A 17858-nucleotide genomic window follows, 5' to 3' on the forward strand; every position below is an offset into this window, starting at 1 on the left:
CCAGTTCAGCGATCCAGCCCCTGATCACGGCCTCGTTCACCCGCCCGGCAGGAAGACCGAAGGACAGGACCGGTGCAACGACCACACCGGCCGCACTCGGCGAAGCGTTTACAGCAGCGTTTACAGCAGCGCGTGCCGGGACGGGTGCGGGAACGGATCCTGCGGGGCAGTGGACCACCGCGGTGGAGGGTGCCGGGACAGCCGGCGGTGCAGGGACAGCCAAGGGTGCCGGGACGGGGCAGCGGACCAACGCGGTGGAGGGTGCCGGCGAAGTGTGTGGTGTTTCGCTGGTTCCGGTGCTTGTTCTACTACTATCGAACATATCTTCAGTTTAGTCCTGTTGGTTAGAACAGACAATAGTATATGGGGTCTGTGGACAACGAATTCTCACGGTTATTGGGGCCGATTACGGGGCCAGACCGCGCAGGTCTCCACACCGCCGCGGCCTGCACTCCGCCGTGGCTCGCACAGTGCAGAGAGCCTTGGCACCGTTGCACTCTTGCGGCCTGGCAGGAATCTGCCGAGAATACTTTCATGACCAGCCGACTTGCCACCATAGCAATTGATGCCCATGACCTCCGCCGGATCGCCGACTTCTGGTGCGAGGTACTGAGCTGGAAGATCATCGACGAAGATGTCGGCGGCATTAGCATCGCGTCCCCCGATGGGGCCGGGCCGACCATTGATGTCCTGCACGTTCCGGAGGGTAAGAGCGTCAAAAACCGCCTGCACTTTGACCTTCGAGCGCATGGCACGACGACGTCCGAAGAGCTGGAGCGGCTGCTGGCACTGGGAGCCAGCCGGTCCGACGTCGGCCAGGGTCCAGACGTGAGTTGGGTAGTGCTGGGGGATCCTGAGGGGAACGAATTTTGCCTCCTATCCCGCTCTGATCAGGAACTGTGAGCCGGATCCCACGCCGGAATAGCTATCGTGCCGGGTAGTGCTAATGCGGCCTCCGACGATTTGCCCGCGCACCTCCTCGCCAGACCAGGATGCGTGCCGTGGGACTTGTCGCGGGCCGGGGTCCGCGGTCACTGTGTCCATCGGAATTGTCTCCGACCTGCCGCAGCATGTTGATGACGTCCGGGTGGTCTGTGAACGCGGGCTGATTATTTCCGATCCGCGAAGGGGGCACCCAACTTCAGCGTGACGGGCGAACCAGCATTCTGCACGAGCCAGCCCCTGAGGAAATTCAGAATGGCTTCCTGCTTCAACTGCAGGATTTCGCGGCGGTGGTGACCGGTGCGGCCCCAAAGGTCAGGATCGCGCACGCCCGGCATACTGTGCAGGTGGTGCTGGCTGCTCCCGGAGTGTGTCCGATCCGGCTAATCAGGCGCAGCACGCCGCAGAGGCAGGGATTAATAGGTAGTGGATAATTCCACTCTGAGGAAGACTGGACCCTTGGTCAAGCGCACGACGTGTGCTCGGGAGAAGAGCGGAGGGAGCCGCATGCGGCTGGCATTTTCAACTTTGGGGGCGCCTGACGCTTCTGTGACGCAACTGGTCCGGTGGGCACGGCGGTTTGGTGCCGAAGGGCTGGAAATACGGGTGGACGACGGCGGCATCGCACCTTTGGGGCTGTCTGCGGCCGGGCGCGTGGTGCTTCGGCAGGCACTTGAAGATGCCGGGGTTGGAGTGCTGGCGCTGGCGAGCTACGTCAATATCTGCGCGTCGGAACCGGATCAGGAGGTGTTGGCCGGCTTGCGTGCGAACGTGCAGCTGGCAGCGGACCTGGGCGCGGCAGGGATACGGGTTTTCCCCGGCGCGGGAGTAGATCCTCTTGCGACGACTGATATGTCAGTGTTCGATGCGGCAGGTGCCCGGCGGCTGTCGGCGGTGCTGGGCGACGCCCGGGACCTGGGCGTCCGGTTGCTGCTGGAGACGCACGATTCACACCCAAGGGGTGCGGACGTGGCACGTTTATTGTCACTGGTTGAGGACCCGGGCGCGGATTCAGCCGCCGGTGCTGCCGAGGCCGAAACGGGCCAGTCCGGTGCTGCCGGGGCCCAAGCCGGCCAGCCCGCCGTTGGAATCATTTGGGACGTGCTGCACCCATGGCGATATGGCGAGACCCCGCAGGAGACAGCCCGGCAGATAGCCCCATACTTCGCTTACTGCCAGTTTAAGGACGGACAAGTGGGCTCCGCGCCGAAGGATGTCACCCTGCGGCTGCCGGGGGAGGGCGACGTTCCACTGCGGGAAATGGCACGGTTGGCCACTTCCTTGAGTGCGGCGCAGGGCAATGAAGATCCGTGGTTCTCGCTGGAATGGGAGAAGGCCTGGCATCCGGAGCTTCCTGGCCTACCGGAGGCGCTCACAGCTCTGCAGCGGATTCTCTGCGCAGACTAGGGCGCTGAAACAGAGCGACAAGACTCGACGGACGGGGTGCTTGGTCGGTGCAGCTGCTCAACCGGCGACGGGACTCAAGCCGCGGGGGTGCTCAGTAGGCGGGTGTGCTCCACCGATTATGGCTTGCGCGCGAAGATCTCCACCGGTGCAAGGATGCCGGTCCGAAAGGCGGCGAGCAAATTGGCCATCCGCGGCGGCCCGTCAGGGCCAAGAACCAGCAGCGGGCCAAGCGGCGATGGACCCTTTTCGGCCGCCCGCGCCTGTCCCCGTTCCATGAAAGCGATGCCAAAATCGCGGCGGTTCCGCTCTGAGTCGACCGCAAAGCCAGCCGCCTCCAGCCCTTCGGAGTACTCCATGGGCGAGCAGACAAAGGAATCTGCCGGCACTGTGGACCAGGGCAACGGATAGGTGGGTTCGTCGTCGACCATTTGCATCACGTCGTAGACAGCAAAGACGCCACCGGGCTTGAGGACACGGAATACCTCGGCGAACAGCGCAGCCTTATCGTCGATGTTCATACCCACATGCAGCATGGTGGCGACGTCAAACTCGTCGTCGCCAAAGGGCAGCGCCAGCGCGCTGCCCTGGTTGAAGGTAACCTGCCCGCTTAGCCCGGTCCGCTCGGTCAATAACCGGGCAACCTGGACAAATTCCGGAGTCAGGTCGACGCCGTTGACTTTTGCCCCAAAACGCTGCGCAAACAGCCGCGCGGGGCCGCCGATGCCGCTGCCGACGTCCAACACGTGCGAACCGCTGTGGATGCCGGCGCCGCGGGCAAGATCCTCAGTGGACTTGATGCCGCCGATGTGGAATTCATCGGCACCCGCAAGGTCCTCTTGATGCAGGTGCTCCGGGTCGCGGCCCGCGGCACGCAGGGCCGCGAGGAACTTCGCTTCCAGTTCCCCAAGGGAATAGTGGCTGATGGTGTTCTTTTCAACGGTGTTGTTTTTCACGGTGTTGTTCTCCACAGTGTTGTTCTCCACAGCGTTATTCTCCACAGCGTTCGCCTCCACAGCGCCGATCCTACTCCGCTTCTATCCGGTTGTGGCGATGTCCTTCGCATCCAGAATCCGGTAGGCGTATCCCTGCTCCGCCAGGAAGCGCTGGCGCTTGGCCGCAAAGTCCTGATCCAGCGTGTCCCGTGCCACCAGGGTGTAGAACCGTGCTGACCGGCCGTCCGCCTTGGGCCGGAGCAATCTGCCGAGGCGCTGCGCTTCCTCCTGCCGGGAGCCGAAGGAACCGGAGACCTGAATGGCCACCGATGCCTCGGGCAGGTCGATAGAAAAGTTTGCCACCTTCGAGACCACCAAAGTGTGAATGGTCCCATTTCGAAACTCGCCGAACAGCCGCTGCCGTTCCTTAACGCTTGTTTCGCCCTTAATGACGGGCGCGTCAAGGCGTTCGGCAATTTCATCGAGTTGATCGATGTATTGGCCGATCACCAGCAGCTGCTCACCCTGATGGGCCTTGACCAGTCGCTCCACCACAGCTGTTTTGGTCTCGCTGGTGGCACACAACCGGTATTTATCCGCATCGTCGGCCATGGCATAGGCCATTCGTTCGTCACGAGGCAGATCCACCCGGACCTCCACGCAATCCGCCGGCGCTATATAGCCCTGCGCCTCGATGTCCTTCCACGGGGCGTCGTAGCGTTTGGGTCCTATCAGCGAGAAAACTTCGCCTTCCCGGCCATCCTCCCGGACCAGCGTGGCCGTTAGTCCGAGCCGCCGTCGTGCCTGCAGATCCGCCGTCATCCGGAAGATCGGCGCCGGCAGCAGGTGTACCTCGTCATAGATGATCAGGCCCCAATTGTTCGCATCCAGCAGTTCCAGATGCGGGTACAACCCGCCGCGGCGCATGGTCAGGACCTGATAGGTGGCAATGGTGACCGGGCGGACCTCCTTGACAGCGCCGGAATATTCCCCGATTTCCGCCTCCGTGAGACTGGTGCGCTTGAGCAGCTCCTCCTTCCACTGCCGCGCCGACACGGTGTTGGTGACCAGGATCAGCGTGGTGGTACCGCTGAACGCCATCGCCGCGGCGCCCACCAGGGTCTTGCCGGCACCACAGGGAAGAACGACGACGCCGGAACCGCCGGCCCAGAAATTCTCCACCGCTAGCTGCTGGTACGGCCGCAGCTTCCAATCCTCCTCCAGCAGCGCCACCGGGTGCGGGGTGCCGTCCACATATCCGGCCAGGTCCTCCGCCGGCCAACCGATTTTGAGCAGGAGCTGCTTGAGTGCACCGCGTGCGGACGCATGGACGACGACGGTCATCGGGTCAATGCGCGGACCGAGGAGCGGCTCAATCTTCCTGGCCCGAATGACCTCTTCGAGAACCGGATAATCATCGGTTCGCAGCACCAAACCGTGCACAGGGTCCTTTTCCAGCCGAAGCCGGCCGTACCGCGACATCGTCTCCGCGACGTCAATCAGCAGCGCGTGCGGGACGGGGAAGCGCGAGTACTTCAGCAGGGTATCCAAAACCTGCTCTGCGTCGAGTCCGGCGGCGCGCGCATTCCACAGGCCCAGCGGCGTCAACCGGTAGCTGTGCATGTGCTCCGGGGCGCGCTCCAATTCGGCAAACGCCGCGATGGCATGCCTGGCCTCGGTGGCCAGCGGATGATCCACTTCCAGCAGGATCGTCTTGTCGCTCTGCACAATCAGCGGTCCGTCGGTCATTGCGTTACCCTTTTCCCGTCCGGCAGATCCGCCAGCTCGACGTCCATCACCCGATGAATCGAGACCACGCGCTCAATTTCCCGCTCCGGGTCATAGACCCGCACCCGGCCGCCGGTGACCGAGAGAGGCACCAGGACCTGCTGGTCATGGTTGCCATTGCTGTCCACAATCGAAATATTCACGGACTTCTTCAACCGGATGGCCTGGCGCAATATTTCCAGCCCCAGCTGCGGGGCGGCTTCGGTACCGGAAGGAGCCCACGATGGTTTGCTCCGCAGCGCCGCGAGCTGGGCTGCAATTTCCGCCTCGGCAGGGGCCTCCCCGCCGGTGCGCCGGGCAGGGCCGGCGGAGCGGACCACTGACGGACTGGGCTTTGGCACTTTCACCACGCCGCCGTCGGCCTCGGTATGGGCGGGGGACATGCCCACTGAGCGCAGCGCTGCGGCTAACTCCCGTGACCCGACCCTGGAAATGAGGACGGTGGGGGCCAGCGGGACCAGTCCCAGATGCTTGAGCGCGGGAAGCTGCGTCAATTCCCGAAGCATGCCGTCATCTTCGCTCTGCACATAGCTGACGGCCCGTCCCACGCGGAGCTTGCCGTGCCGGGCGGCAGTATCTTCGACGAGGTAGCGCAATGGCTGTGGAATGTCAGTTGCCGAATGCCGGCCCAGGAAATCGAGGATCCGCACGGCGTCCTGCCCGGCGTCCAGGGCGCGACGGATCGAGGCCGGGCTGAACCGGTAAATGGTGGCCGGTCCCTGCCCCTCCGCCTCGGCCAGCAGGCTTAGCTCTGCCGTCAGTTCCGGAGACAGATATCCGGGGGCGACGGCGGTCAGATCGGCCTGCAGCAAGACGTGCGTCAGCGGTTGCGGCAGGGCCTTGCGCAGCACGTCCAAAGCCTCTTCCGGGGTGCCGGCGGCGACGGCGCGTCCCACCACGGTAAGCGAACCCGATCCTGTCATGCCAAGCAGCTCTGCCTCGCGCAGGAAGCCCGCCAGGAGACGGCGGAGCCGCCGGGCCAGCCGGGGCCGCCGCCATTGGAAGCGGCTCAGGATAGCGGCCTCGTCCAGCACGGGGACGGTATCAGGATTGCTGGTGTCTTCGGCGCTGAGCTCGGCCATGATGGAGAGCGTCTGCTGGCGCAGAACAGGAGCATCGGGACGGTGAGCCTCCGCGGCCAACGCATTGACCGGCCCGGTTCCGCCCGCGGTGCCGGAAGGGCTGGAAGTGGCGGAGGAGCGGGAAAGGCCAGCTGGGCTGGAAGGGGCGGAAGGGCTGGAATTCCGCGACGCCCACTGGGCGGCCAATGACGGTGCGCGGTCGGCTGCGAGCCAGGAAGTAGCCAGCCAGAGCCACTGCTGCTCCCGTGGTAATTGCTGCCAGCCGGTCTGCGACAGCTGCCATCGGGACGTGTCAACGTCCAGGACCAGCAACGAGGACAGCGCTGCAAGTTCCAATAGCTGCGTGGTCAGTTCCGTGTCCACCCGTAAGGCATCGGCCAATCTGCGCACTTCACGCACACCGACCCCACCAGCTCGAAGGGTGGACAGCGGGGTGTTCCGGATCTGGCTGAGCAATTCCGTCTCGAGCCGCAGCAGCTCCGCAATGGCTCCGAGTGCCGCGTTGGTGCGAAGCGAGGCACTGGTCCGTTGAAGCTTCGGGGCCGGCGGGTTGGCGGTAAACTCCTGGATGATGACGCGCCCGCGGAGCACGATGGCAACGTCCGAAGGCAGCTCTACATGCTCGTTATCCAGCGGGATCAACAGGCCTCGAGCCAGCAGCCAATCCACCGGCGTTGGGTCCGCTGCCTCCGGCCGCACGGTTCGCTGGGCATTCTCAACGGCACCCATCGCCCCCGCACTGAAGCGGGAGAGCATGCCCGCCGTGGTCTCCGGCGCTGCGGCCAAGAGCTGCTCGAGCAGGCCCGGAGCGCTCACCCAGGACTGCATCGCCAGCGCGGCTTCCAGGGCAGTGGACGCGGATTCGACACCGGCCCCGAACCGATGCAGGGCTTGCACCGTTTGCAGCAGCCGAGCCCCGACCAAGGGTTGGGTGCGCACCAGCTCGGGGTAACTGCGGCCCAGCCCCGCAGGGTGCAGTCCGATCACATCCTTGAGGCTGCTGACGGCCAGGAATCCGGATCCGTCTGGAGCCCGGTACACGAGGGCACGCGCGTGCAGGTCCTCGAGAATAGCCTCGATCACAGCCGTGGTGCTGCCTGCGATCAATGGCTTGAGTGATCCGGCGCTGGCACTTTGCCCCAGGTCCTCGTTGGTGCTCAGATGCAGCACTTCCAACACCTGCATCTGGGGTTGACTAAGGTGGTCCAGCGCGCGGGCAACGCTGACTCTGGCGCAGGCACGCGCGGCGAGAGCAGCGAAATCCGGTACCGGTGGCGAGATCAGATCCGGCCGCGCAGCAAGGAGCGAGCGCAAGGAGTTGTCGCTTCGCGCCGCCAGTTCCGTGGTCAGGATCCTTATCGAGGACATCCCACTAACGGTATCGCGCCTTGCCTAATGGAGAGCCAGCGCCGCGCTAGAGCCGGCGCCGGCGGGCAACCGCCCGCAGCAGTGCGATTCCCAGCAGAATAAAGGCCAGCGGCAGCCCGATCATCGCAATCCAGTCCAGCCCGACCCAGGGATGGCCGCCGGCGACCTTGATCAGCAGGACCGCGGCCAGGGAGGCGACGCAGACAATGGCGAGCGCTGCGGCCAGCGCATTGAATACTTGGCGGCTGCGACCGGATTCCTGCTGTGTACTGACGGGCAGGTTGCGGTCATTCTCAGTCATGCCCATAACGCTAACAGCGGATATCGGTGTGGCAAAGCACCGCAAGCGCCCAAACGCACGGCAGCCGGGAAGCAACAAGCTAATCTAGAGAGAGCAGACCAACACGCCCAACGCCGTCGCGCCCTTTTTATGATTCCCTTCCGGGGTTTCCGCTATTGATCGCAGGCTGCAACGGGCGGGATTCGAGTACGACGATGAACGAGGTAACCTAAGTGCCAACCGGGAAAGTCAAGTGGTATGACAACGAAAAGGGCTTCGGCTTCCTGACTACCGACGACGGCAAGGAAGTCTTCCTGCACGCCAACGCCCTGCCGGACGGCGTTTCCGACGTCAAGGTGGGTATGCGGATGGAGTTCGGCGTCGCTGACGGACGCAAGGGTGCCCAGGCTTTGGCCGCCCGGATCCTGGACAAGGTACCTTCTGTTGCGAAGGCGAAACGGATGCCGCCGAAGGATCTGGCACCGATTGTCCAGGATCTGGTGAGCATGCTGGAGAAATCTGTGGGCGGACTCACCAACGGCAAATACCCGGATGGCGACGCGGCCAGGATTGCCGCCGCGCTGCGCAAGGTTGCCGAAAACTTCGACGCGTAATGGACGACTCCTCAACTCCCCAGTCCGCTGCTGACACGGATAAGGCAGCGCCGGCGGTTGCAGCGCCGGCCAAGCAGCCCAAAGTCCGCGTCGGCGTACCCCTCTGGCGCACCGGTAAGCCCGATTCCGTACTGGCTGCCGCCGTCGATCTGGCGCGCAACGCCGTCCTCTCAATAGCAGCGGAGGGGCAGGTCGGCGTGCACTTGGGGGTCCGCAGCGAGGGCGAGCGCGTTGCGACGCACCTTTTCGAGAGCAAAATGCCAGGCTACCTGGGCTGGCAGTGGTTCGCGGTCCTGACCCGTGTGTCCCGGTCCAAGACTGTCACCGTAAATGAGTTGGGTCTGCTGCCGTCGGCACAATCCGTACTCGCCCCGGAATGGGTGCCGTGGGCGGATCGTGTGCGGCCGGGGGACGACGACGAGGCCGTCCAGCTCGCGGGTCTGGCGCCCGCGGAATCATCTGAGGCCGCGGCAACCGGGGGCGACGCCGAACGCGAACACGTGTTGGAACAGGACGCGGCGGACGCCGAGGCCGACACGCACAACTGAGGCGAAGTCACTGACCCGCGGCCGGGCCACCTCAGCCGTTGGAAATCACAAAGTCGATGCAGGCGATCAGGGCGCTGACGTCGTCAGGCTCGATGGCGACGAACGTTGCTACCCGCAACTGGTTCCGGCCGAGCTTCCGGTAAGGCTCGACGTCGACAATCCCGTTTGCGCGCAGGGTCTTGGCCACCGCCGCGGCGTCCACAGAGCCGTCAAAGTCTATGGTCACGATGACGTTGGAACGGTCCGCAGGGTCCGTCACGAAGGGCGAGGCGACGGCCGACTGTTCGGCCCAGGAATAGAGCCGGCCGGCGGAATCAGCGGTCCGGGCGGCCGCGAAATCCAGGCCACCGCTGGTGTTCAGCCATTTGATCTGCTCGTTTAGCGTCACCAAGGTGGCCAGCGCCGGAGTGTTGTAGGTCTGGTTCAGCCGGGAATTATCGATCGCTGTCTGCAGGTTCAAAAAGTCCGGGATCCAGCGATCGCCGGACTGGATCTTTGCGGCCCGCTCCAGCGCTGCGGGAGAAAACAGTCCAAGCCACAGGCCGCCGTCGGACGCGAAGTTTTTCTGCGGCGCAAAGTAGTACACATCCGTCTGGCTGACATCTACGTCGAGTCCGCCGGCCGCTGACGTGGCATCAATAATCACCAGGGCCCCCTCATCTGCGCCGGAAACGCGGTGCACCGGCGCTGCAACGCCTGTGGAGGTCTCATTCTGCGGCCACGCGTAGACGTCCACCCCGGGCTGGGGATGCGGTGTAGGGCGCGTGCCCGGCTCGGCGGTGATGATGGCGGACTCAGCCAGGAACGGAGCCTTGTTGGTGGCCGCCGCGAACTTGGCCCCGAACTCGCCGAAACTCAGGTGCTGGGCCTTGTGCTCCACCAGACCGAAAGCTGCAATATCCCAGAAGGCCGTAGAACCGCCGACGCCGAGCACTACCTCATAACCGTCCGGGGCCCTGAAGAATGAGCTCAGGCCGGCCCGGATTTCACCGACCAGGTTCTTGACCGGGGCCTGCCGGTGGGATGTGCCCAAGAGCTTTGCTCCGGCGGCAGCCAACGCTGCCAATTGTTCGGCGCGGACCTTCGAAGGGCCGGCGCCAAAGCGTCCGTCACGGGGGAGCAGATGCGCCGGGATGGTCAGGGCAGTGGATTCGCTCACCAGTAGCTCCAAGGATTGTGTGATGTGGACAGACGTCGTCCGCTGGTGACAATTGTGCCGCAGGGCGGTCGTCAGAACGAAACCGGGCGCGTAATTTTTCGCCCTCCGGCAAGCACGCTAACGTAGAGAGAAACCAACGCAGGCAGATAGCGCCAGGAGGCTGTTGACTTGTCCGACCTGATCGACACAACAGAAATGTATTTACGGACCATCCTGGAACTGCAAGAGGAAAACATCGTGGCCCTGCGTGCGCGCATAGCGGAGCGGCTCCATCATTCCGGTCCGACGGTTTCGCAGACCATCGGCAGGATGGAACGCGACGGGCTGGTGGTCGTTTCCGGGGACCGCCATCTGGAGCTGACGCAACTGGGTAAACACAAGGCAACTTTGGTGATGCGCAAGCATCGACTGGCCGAGAGGCTGCTCTCCGACGTGATCGGGCTGGAATGGGCCTATGTCCACGATGAGGCCTGCCGTTGGGAACACGTCATGAGTGAGCGGGTGGAGCAGCGTATTTACGAGATGCTCGGGCACCCGGACGAGTCACCCTACGGCAATCCCATTCCCGGGCTCGAAGAACTCGGTGGCCCGGCGGCAGGATCCTTTACCGATGGGGTGATGAATCTGCTGGAAGCGATGCCGCTGTATACGGATCAGTCCCGGGTCGAGATCTGCCGGCTGTCCGAGCGGATCCAGGTGGATCCGGAGCTGCTGACCCAGTTCGATGAGGGCGGCCTGCGGCCAGGTGCGCGGATCTCGCTGGCCTTGGTGGGCGGCTACATTTCAGTGCGCGTGCCGGAAATTGACGGCGCGTTGGAACTTCCGCCGGAAGTTGCCGCGCATGTTTTCGTTTCGCTGGGCTGAGTTATAACGAATACATCACGGTGGAGAATTCTACCGTAGAGTAGCTAGCTGACGCTGAGATCAAAGCGTTACCTGTTCCGGCGCCGAACCTTGCCAACGGAGCAGGTGAAAACCCGTTGGCAAGGACGGAGGACCCACTTTCGGCAGCTGACAGAGGCTGCCTTGGGGTGAAGCCCCGTGCGGTACCGTCCACGATGAAGCGGCCATACTTCGCTCTCCATCGCAGCGGGACTGCGCTGCCTGGGCCGAGTTGTAGAGCATTGCGCAGACTCGAATCCGACAGCTAACTCCGCAGGCGTTCATCGAGAGGGCCTCTTGTCAACAAAATTGTCCACCAATTACCAGCATGGCCGCAGGCGTTCCCGCCCGGACTCCGGCGGACTCCCGGCCGCAGTCGTGCCGTCCGTGGACGCGCAGTGCAGGCGGGACGTCATCCGTGCGGAGCGGGGGAAAAGCCGCAGAAATACGGCGGCAGGCGGGCACATCCGAAGGATGGTTTCCGCAGGGCTGAGCCAAAAGGCCGGCATGGTGCTGGCAGCTGCCGGGTTGGCGCTCGCCGTGACGGTGCCGACGACGACGCCGCCCCTCGCCGGCAGCGTATCCGATGCCTCTCCTGTCGTAGAACCGGCGGTTACGGCCGCGGCCGGCGCCCCTTTGGACTTTGCCAGGCCGCAGGTCAGCAGCAGCCTGGACGCCGATGGAAAACTGCATCAAACGTTGGCTGTCTCGGCTGATCACGTTACGGCTGCGGCGGCCAAGGGCGTGCTCAGTGCGCCGCTGGACTCTCCGCAGCAGACCTCCGGATTCGGTGGGCGCGTCAACCCGCTCACCGGCGAAATGGGAGAACTTCATACCGGCCAGGATTACGGCGTAGCCTGCGGCAGTGCCGTTCACGTTGCCGCCGGGGGAACAGTGACCGGTGCCGGCTGGCACCCGTATGGGGGCGGCAACCGCATCCTGGTTGAGCACGGAAACGGTTTAGCAACGACGTACAATCACCTTTCCGAGATTAATGTCACCGTTGGCCAGAAGCTGGAGCGCGGTGCACAGATCGCCCTGAGCGGCAGCACGGGGGCGTCCACGGGCTGCCACTTGCATTTCGAAGTCACTGTGGATAACGCCCCGGTGGACCCGCTGGGCTGGCTTTGAGCACCGAGCGTCGTTCCTGAGTTGTCAACAGGCCGCTAAGTTGTCAACAGGCCACCGTGACCTGAACGTGACATTAGGCCGGATCTGTTGTAGCGTCTTACTCGCGCCAACTTGTACAGAAGTTGGCGTCCTTGAGTGGATTGCCTAGCTCTGCCACCGCTCATGGTCCGTTCGCAACAATCGTCTGGCAGGGGCGGGGGAACCAATATCGGGCTTCGCAAGAAGTCCTTGGGGTTAAGTCGCCAAGCATTCCAGTGGAAGAGATTCTGCTTCGGATGTACGGCGGCCGGGTGACTCCCATCCGAATCCGACAGCTTACCTCGCAGGCATTGGGAGAGGCATCAGTCGTGTCATCAATCAATACCCTTGGCCGCCACCGTGCGGCCACGGCCACTACAAACCCGCTTTCGGCCGTTTCCAAAGCCGTTTCCTCGAATGCGGGGACTGTTGGCCGTCAGGCAGCAGTTATTGCCGCCGCTTCGGGCCTGATCCTGAGCATCGGTCTTCCGGCGCAGGCATCTGAAACCGGCCGCGTTACGTCGGACGCCTCTGCATCTGTCCAAGTTGCTCCGCTGTCCATCACAGCACCGGCAACTGCCTCCGTTTCATTTGCACGTCCGGCCGTTAGCTCCACACCCGCCGTTGTGCCGGTAGCACCTGTTGCCACTGTCGCTGCCGCTGCTGACAATGTCGCCGCAGTAGCACCGACCGCCCCGGCCGCCCCAGTGGCAGCCGTAGTGGTAGCACCGACGGCCACCGTAGCCGCCCAGCCCGCTGCCGCAGCCAAGGTTCAGGCCCCGGCACCGGCGGCTCCCGCCGTCGGCAGTGGACATTCCGGTGTTGCGGCAGCCGCTTACGGCGGAATCGGCCACCCCTACGTCTGGGGCGGCAACACGCCTTCCGGCTGGGACTGCTCCGGATTCGTGCAGTGGGCATACGCCCAGGCCGGCATCTCCCTCCCGCGGACCAACCAGTGGAATGGCATGGTCCAGACCTCCAACCCGCAGCCGGGCGACTTGGTTGTCCAGAACGGCGGAGTCCACGTCGGAATCTATGTCGGCAACGGCATGGTCATCAGCGCGCTCAACCCCAGCGATGGAACTGTGCTCCTGCCGGCGACCGCGACGGGAACCTCCGTCTTCTACACGCTCCCTTAATACCTAAGCAATACCTCAGGTTCATACCTGAGGTATTGCCTTCCACGCGGGCCGGCGGCTCGCGAAAAACAATCCGCTGAGCCCCCAGTACCCTCAAGGTGATCCCGATCAGCTTGAGAACCAATCAGCTTGAGGACCTTGAAAGTGAGCATCACATGACCACTCGTGCACCCATTGCACGGCACCGCGCCGAGGTGTCAAAGACCAACTCGATTTCGGTAATTGCTAAAGCCGTCAGCTCCAATGCCGGGGGCATGGGCCGCCAGGCGGCAGTCATCGTTGCCGCTTCCGGGCTGGTTCTGACCACCGGCATCGCGGCGAATGCTGCCGAGCCGACAATGATGCGGGTATCTGACGCGTCGTCCACCCTGAACGTCAAGGCCGAAGCGGCGCAGACCGTTACGGCTGACTCCGCGGTCAAGTTGGCGTTCGCCCGGACGGCCAACGCCTCCACTCCGGCGCCGGCCCCCGTCGTCGAAGCAGCAGTCGTGGCGCAGGCAAGCACGGAAGCTCCAATCAGTAACGTCGCCGTCGCTAACACACGCAACGCGGCGGCAACCAACGCCGTTGCACCCGCTCCGGCCCCGGTCGCTGCACCCGCACCGGCCCCGGTCGCTGCACCTGCTCCGGCCCCGGTCGCTGCACCTGCTCCAGCCCCTGCTCCGGCACCTGCACCTGCTCCGGCCCCGGTCGCTGCACCCGCTCCGGCTCCGGCTCCCGCGATAGCCAGCGGCGTCGGCGCCACCATCGCCGCTGCGGCCTACGCCCAGCTCGGCGTGCACCAGGACTGCACCGCACTGGCCAGCAATGCGTTGGCTGCAGCAGGTATCTTCTACCATGGCTGGCCTGCCGGTTACATGTCTCTCGGCCGGACCGTCTCGGCCGGAGAGGCCCAGCCGGGCGATCTCATCTACTATGACGACGCTGGCGCCGGTGTTCCGCACATCGCGGTGTACGTTGGTAACGGCCAGGCAGTCCACGGTGGATTCAACGGTGGTAACACGCAGCTGTTCAGTGCCTACCTGGGCTCCGGCCCGGTATTCATCGCGATCGGCCACTAGGTCACAGCCGCTGCGGCGGCAAATAGCTTTCGGCTCCCGTCGTCAAACGGGGGCCGAAGCTATTTAATCCGCGTCGGATTGCGCAATACGGCTGCTCCGTGTTTAGTCTTATCGGTAGAATCCACGGTTCGGAAACCAGCGGAGGGCAGCCGGCCCGGCCGCAACGGTGACGGACTTTGCCGAAAAGAAGCGTGCATGCGCACTCTCATTCTGAACGCCGGATATGAGCCACTGGCGGTAGTGACCTTCCGCCGGGCGCTGGTCCTTGTTCTCACGGGGAAGGCCAGCGTCCTGGCCGAAAGTGACGATCCGGTGGTGGGCCCCAGCGAAATCCTTGGGCGACCTTCCGTCATACTGCTGACGCGTTACGTACGTTTGCCGTACAACCAATCCGCTCCGGTCACCCGGCGGGGCGTGTTGCGCCGTGACGAGCACCGGTGTGCGTACTGCGGAAAGAGCGCCACCACCGTAGATCATGTGGAGCCGCGTTCCCGCGGCGGAACGGACAGCTGGGAGAATCTGGTGGCCTGTTGCCTGCGGTGCAATGGATTGAAGGGGAACCACACCCTTGCCAAAATGGGCTGGAAACTGCGGGTCGCCCCGGCGCCGCCGCGGTCCGGCTTCCGGCAGATCAAGGAACTGGACAAGCCGGTACCGGAGTGGATGCCATTCCTTCGGCAGGAGTCGGCGGCGTAAGCTGAGGGAAGCTGCGAGAAAGGGCGTCGTCATGATCCAGCCAGTAACGTTCGTGGAGATACACAGTCCTGATATGGCTGCCACCCGGACCTTCATGCAAGCAACCTTCGGATGGGATCCGCAGCCGTTCGGTACGCCGGAGTACCTGATCGCTGAACACAGCGGTGCCCCGGGTATCGATACCGGACTGATGGCGTCCCAGGACGGTGACCCGCATGCCACCCCGGTGATCGCCGTCCCGGATCTGGACGCGGCGATGGCCGCCGTGGTCGCTAATGGCGGTGAGATAGTTTATCCGCGCTTTGACAAGGGCGCGGCAGGTGGAGCCAGTTACATCGTGGATCCGGCAGGGGTGCTGTTCGGGCTGGCGCAAATGAAGAATGAAAAGGTCGACGACGCCGGCGAGGAACGTCTCGGGCTTGCCTAAGCAACCGGGTACCGAAGGCGAACCCGGCGCTGCAGGCGGACCCCGGACGGGGGAATCCCGCATCACCGGTGTCATTGTCCTGGCCGGCGGCCGATCGTCCCGTCTGGGCGGAACAGCGAAGGCGGCTTTGACGATCGGCGGCGTCAGCCTGCTGGCCGGAACGGTGGCGGCGGCCAGAGGCTCGCTGCGGTCCAAGGAGCGTCCTGTGCTGGATGCTCCCGTTGTTGTGGTGGGACCTGAAGAACAGCTCAGGCCCCTGCTAGCGACAACCGCGACAACGGGCATTGACAAACAACAGCTGTTTTTTGTTCGAGAGGAGCCGGTATTTTCCGGCCCGGCTGCCGCACTTGCCACCGGACTGGCCCGGCTTACCACAATGACGGGATCAGCCGGATATGTCCTGGTGCTCGCATGTGACATGCCCAGGGTACCGGTTGTACTCCGGTCGCTACTGGACCACGGCTTAGCCGCCGATGGTGTTCTTGCCACTGACCAGGGACGGGACCAGCCATTGGCCGCGGTGTACCGCATTGCCGCACTGCGCGGTGCCATTGACAGGGCCCGGCGGGAAGGAATTGTGACGAATGCTTCGCTCTTCTCTCTGATTGCTAGTCTGGAGGTGGCTCGTACCACGGTCCCCGTCGGCAGCACCGCGGATGTGGACAGTTGGGCAGATGCCGCCAGGTTGGGCGTTGACGGGATTCCCGGCATCAGCCCACCGGATGCAGCCGACGACGACTGACGGAAAACCGCCAGTGAGTCGGGAAGTAATGATTTAACCCAGCCGAACCATAACAACCTTTGCGGGTCGTGGTTTGAACTTATTGCACGTCAGGAGCCATCGTGAAGAGCCAGGAAGAGTTGCTGGAAGATTGGGTGCATACACTGCTGCAGGGCTTTGAGATTACCGAGCTTTCCATTGATACCAATGCCATTCTCAAGGTTGCCGGCGAGGCAGCCCATGCCGTAGTACGCCCGGCCGCTCCATTGACCACGTTTATCGCCGGACTGGCAGCCGGATTGGCTGCCGGTTCCGGCCAAGCGCCCGAGGCGGCCGCAATGCGTGCGGCACTGGAGCTGGCGGGGAAAATGGCAGCTGCCGAAGCCGACGGGACGATTTAATGCCCAGCGCCGAACCGGCGCCGGTGCCGTCCGACCTTCCGGTGCCGTCTGACCTTCCCGGGCCGCAGGTGCGTTTGCCGCACAGTTGGGACGAGGCACGAGCCAGGGCCTATAACTGTGTTGTCCCGCTGCCGGCACATTCGGTCTCCCTCGATCAGGGAATAGGCCGGATCCTGGCGCAGGACATTACGGCGCTGCAGGACATTCCGCACTATGCTTCCTCGGCCATGGACGGCTGGTCGGTTGCCGGCAGCCCGCCGTGGATTATGGCGCAGACCGGACTCCGGCTTACCGCGGGTCAGGCGGCTCCGGTCGTGACCGGGGGGCTGATCCCCGCCGGAGCCAAGGCCGTGCTGCGCAGTGAGTCGGGGCGGTTGAGTAGGGATGAGGACGGGCTGCCGGTACTGGTGCTCAGCGAGAGTGCTCGCCCAGGTGAGCCCAAGGGCGGCCAGCACATCCGCCGACCGGCGGAGGAAGCCAGCGCCGGGGAGGTTATGGTGCGCAGCGGCCAGCGGCTCAATCCGGTGCATATTGCCGTAGCAGCACTGGCCGGACTGGATGAGGTACGGGTGTTGGGGCAGCCCGCGGTGAAGCTGGTCTTCACCGGAGACGAGGTGGTTTCCGCCGGATTGCCCGGGCCTGGACAGGTCCGCGATACCTTTTCCCCACAGCTGGCCGCGGTGGTCCGCATGCTCGGCGGCTCGGTGCTTGAACAGCAGCGCGTCGCCGATAACCTGGCGGCAATGACTGCAGCACTCGAAGACCGAGTGGAGGATCCTGCCGACGTGATTATCACCACCGGCGCCACGGGACGTTCCAGCGTGGACTTTCTGCGGGCAGCCGTGGCAGGGCTCGGCGGCACGATGATCATCGATGGGATCGCCATGCGACCGGGCCATCCGACACTGCTGGCCGAGTTCCCGGACGGCAGGCTGCTGGTCGGCCTACCGGGGAATCCACTCGCGGCGATGATGGGCCTATTGACCGTTGCGGCGCCGCTGTTGGCCCGGCTGGGCAGCCGTGAGCTGCCGGCACTGGGGGAGGTATTTTGTGGTTCACCCATTCCGGAAAGCCCGGGGCGGACCCGGCTGTTGCCGTACCGGTTGGTTTATGGATTGGCATCGCCGACTAAGTTTGCGGATTCGGGCATGCTGCGTGGGCTGGCAGCGGCCGACGGCGTCATGCTGGTACCGCCGCACGGTGCGAAAATGGGCGGGACCGTAACTGCGATTCCGCTGCCATGGCAACTGCCGTGATCACAA

The 17858-nt window shown here is 64.1% G+C and carries 18 protein-coding genes, 1 pseudogene and 2 riboswitches; of the genes and pseudogenes, 14 read left to right on the forward strand and 5 right to left on the reverse strand.

Annotation, left to right across the window (positions count from 1 at the left end; translation table 11 throughout):
• From IV500_RS09740 to IV500_RS09750, 3 genes and pseudogenes are all read left to right on the forward strand, one after another.
• Window positions 1-335: pseudogene (locus IV500_RS09740) on the forward strand (hypothetical protein); the annotation flags it as partial.
• Window positions 336-534: 199 nt separating this feature from the next.
• Window positions 535-903: a VOC family protein gene (locus IV500_RS09745; protein WP_196396623.1), complete on the forward strand. Its 369-nt coding sequence runs from the start codon at window positions 535-537 to the stop codon at window positions 901-903.
• 546 nt (window positions 904-1449) lie between these two features.
• Complete coding sequence (locus tag IV500_RS09750; protein ID WP_196396624.1) at window positions 1450-2349, forward strand: sugar phosphate isomerase/epimerase family protein; 900 nt, start codon at window positions 1450-1452, stop codon at window positions 2347-2349.
• A gap of 116 nt (window positions 2350-2465) precedes the next feature.
• Here the strand turns inward: IV500_RS09750 and IV500_RS09755 are convergent, their stop codons facing one another.
• The 4 genes from IV500_RS09755 to IV500_RS09770 are packed head-to-tail and all read right to left on the reverse strand — an operon-like array spanning window position 2466 to window position 7820.
• Entirely contained in the window at window positions 2466-3362 is an 897-nt protein-coding gene (locus tag IV500_RS09755; protein ID WP_312875882.1) for a methyltransferase domain-containing protein, read from the reverse strand.
• A gap of 21 nt (window positions 3363-3383) precedes the next feature.
• Window positions 3384-5030: a DNA repair helicase XPB gene (locus IV500_RS09760; RefSeq protein WP_196396625.1), complete on the reverse strand. Its 1647-nt coding sequence runs from the start codon at window positions 5028-5030 to the stop codon at window positions 3384-3386.
• Window positions 5027-7519: a helicase-associated domain-containing protein gene (locus IV500_RS09765; protein ID WP_196396626.1), complete on the reverse strand. Its 2493-nt coding sequence runs from the start codon at window positions 7517-7519 to the stop codon at window positions 5027-5029. The genes IV500_RS09760 and IV500_RS09765 overlap by 4 nt, the downstream gene beginning before the upstream one ends.
• A gap of 46 nt (window positions 7520-7565) precedes the next feature.
• The gene (locus tag IV500_RS09770) at window positions 7566-7820 is read right to left on the reverse strand and encodes a hypothetical protein (RefSeq protein WP_196396627.1); all 255 of its coding nucleotides are present in this window, start codon (window positions 7818-7820) and stop codon (window positions 7566-7568) included.
• A 212-nt stretch (window positions 7821-8032) separates the two neighbouring features.
• Here IV500_RS09770 and IV500_RS09775 point away from each other — a divergent pair, with 212 nt between their 5' ends.
• Both IV500_RS09775 and IV500_RS09780 read left to right on the forward strand, forming a co-directional pair.
• Window positions 8033-8413 carry a cold-shock protein gene (locus IV500_RS09775; RefSeq protein ID WP_196396628.1) on the forward strand — a complete coding sequence of 127 codons (381 nt, stop codon included), beginning with the start codon at window positions 8033-8035 and terminating at the stop codon, window positions 8411-8413.
• Window positions 8413-8961, forward strand: a complete 549-nt coding sequence (locus IV500_RS09780) for a DUF3027 domain-containing protein (RefSeq protein ID WP_196396629.1) — start codon at window positions 8413-8415, stop codon at window positions 8959-8961. The genes IV500_RS09775 and IV500_RS09780 overlap by 1 nt, the downstream gene beginning before the upstream one ends.
• 31 nt (window positions 8962-8992) lie before the next feature.
• On the opposite strand, the gene serC is transcribed toward IV500_RS09780, so the two are convergent.
• The gene (serC, locus tag IV500_RS09785) at window positions 8993-10120 is read right to left on the reverse strand and encodes a phosphoserine transaminase (RefSeq protein ID WP_196396630.1); all 1128 of its coding nucleotides are present in this window, start codon (window positions 10118-10120) and stop codon (window positions 8993-8995) included.
• A gap of 168 nt (window positions 10121-10288) precedes the next feature.
• Here serC and IV500_RS09790 point away from each other — a divergent pair, with 168 nt between their 5' ends.
• The 9 genes from IV500_RS09790 to IV500_RS09830 all read left to right on the forward strand — a co-directional run bounded on the left by IV500_RS09790 (window position 10289) and on the right by IV500_RS09830 (window position 17852).
• Window positions 10289-10984: an iron-dependent transcriptional repressor DtxR gene (locus IV500_RS09790; protein WP_196396631.1), complete on the forward strand. Its 696-nt coding sequence runs from the start codon at window positions 10289-10291 to the stop codon at window positions 10982-10984.
• Window positions 10985-11055: 71 nt separating this feature from the next.
• A riboswitch (cyclic di-AMP (ydaO/yuaA leader) is annotated at window positions 11056-11298 on the forward strand.
• A gap of 1 nt (window position 11299) precedes the next feature.
• Window positions 11300-12133: a M23 family metallopeptidase gene (locus IV500_RS09795; protein WP_230854774.1), complete on the forward strand. Its 834-nt coding sequence runs from the start codon at window positions 11300-11302 to the stop codon at window positions 12131-12133.
• A gap of 155 nt (window positions 12134-12288) precedes the next feature.
• A riboswitch (cyclic di-AMP (ydaO/yuaA leader) is annotated at window positions 12289-12476 on the forward strand.
• Window positions 12477-12480: 4 nt separating this feature from the next.
• The gene (locus IV500_RS09800) at window positions 12481-13290 is read left to right on the forward strand and encodes a C40 family peptidase (protein ID WP_312875883.1); all 810 of its coding nucleotides are present in this window, start codon (window positions 12481-12483) and stop codon (window positions 13288-13290) included.
• Between the two features lie 155 nt (window positions 13291-13445).
• Entirely contained in the window at window positions 13446-14351 is a 906-nt protein-coding gene (locus tag IV500_RS09805; protein WP_196396632.1) for an NlpC/P60 family protein, read from the forward strand.
• 195 nt (window positions 14352-14546) lie between these two features.
• Window positions 14547-15047 (forward strand): HNH endonuclease, encoded by a 501-nt coding sequence (locus tag IV500_RS09810; RefSeq protein WP_196396633.1) that lies wholly within the window; start codon window positions 14547-14549, stop codon window positions 15045-15047.
• Between the two features lie 31 nt (window positions 15048-15078).
• Window positions 15079-15474, forward strand: coding sequence for a VOC family protein (locus IV500_RS09815; protein ID WP_196396634.1), 396 nt, complete (start codon window positions 15079-15081; stop codon window positions 15472-15474).
• A complete protein-coding gene (gene mobA / locus IV500_RS09820) occupies window positions 15467-16216 on the forward strand; it encodes a molybdenum cofactor guanylyltransferase (RefSeq protein WP_230854775.1) in 750 nt (249 codons plus the stop codon). The genes IV500_RS09815 and mobA overlap by 8 nt, the downstream gene beginning before the upstream one ends.
• A 101-nt stretch (window positions 16217-16317) precedes the next feature.
• On the forward strand, window positions 16318-16596 hold the full coding sequence (locus IV500_RS09825) for a DUF6457 domain-containing protein (RefSeq protein ID WP_196396636.1): 279 nt from the start codon (window positions 16318-16320) through the stop codon (window positions 16594-16596).
• Entirely contained in the window at window positions 16596-17852 is a 1257-nt protein-coding gene (locus tag IV500_RS09830; protein ID WP_196396637.1) for a molybdopterin molybdotransferase MoeA, read from the forward strand. Before IV500_RS09825 ends, IV500_RS09830 begins: the two co-directional genes overlap by 1 nt.
• Window positions 17853-17858: the final 6 nt, after the last annotated feature.

This window comes from Arthrobacter terrae (assembly GCF_015708085.1).
In the GTDB taxonomy this organism is placed as follows: domain Bacteria; phylum Actinomycetota; class Actinomycetes; order Actinomycetales; family Micrococcaceae; genus Arthrobacter_M; species Arthrobacter_M terrae.

Excerpts from the sequence above, each read along its gene's own strand:
- IV500_RS09745 (WP_196396623.1), top strand. The coding sequence starts at position 535 with ATGACCAGCCGACTTGCCACCATAGCAATTGATGCCCATGACCTCCGC.
- IV500_RS09750 (WP_196396624.1), top strand. The coding sequence starts at position 1,450 with ATGCGGCTGGCATTTTCAACTTTGGGGGCGCCTGACGCTTCTGTGACG.
- IV500_RS09760 (WP_196396625.1), bottom strand. The coding sequence starts at position 5,030 with ATGACCGACGGACCGCTGATTGTGCAGAGCGACAAGACGATCCTGCTG.
- IV500_RS09765 (WP_196396626.1), bottom strand. The coding sequence starts at position 7,519 with ATGTCCTCGATAAGGATCCTGACCACGGAACTGGCGGCGCGAAGCGAC.
- IV500_RS09770 (WP_196396627.1), bottom strand. The coding sequence starts at position 7,820 with ATGACTGAGAATGACCGCAACCTGCCCGTCAGTACACAGCAGGAATCC.
- IV500_RS09780 (WP_196396629.1), top strand. The coding sequence starts at position 8,413 with ATGGACGACTCCTCAACTCCCCAGTCCGCTGCTGACACGGATAAGGCA.
- IV500_RS09805 (WP_196396632.1), top strand. The coding sequence starts at position 13,446 with ATGACCACTCGTGCACCCATTGCACGGCACCGCGCCGAGGTGTCAAAG.
- IV500_RS09810 (WP_196396633.1), top strand. The coding sequence starts at position 14,547 with ATGCGCACTCTCATTCTGAACGCCGGATATGAGCCACTGGCGGTAGTG.
- IV500_RS09815 (WP_196396634.1), top strand. The coding sequence starts at position 15,079 with ATGATCCAGCCAGTAACGTTCGTGGAGATACACAGTCCTGATATGGCT.
- IV500_RS09830 (WP_196396637.1), top strand. The coding sequence starts at position 16,596 with ATGCCCAGCGCCGAACCGGCGCCGGTGCCGTCCGACCTTCCGGTGCCG.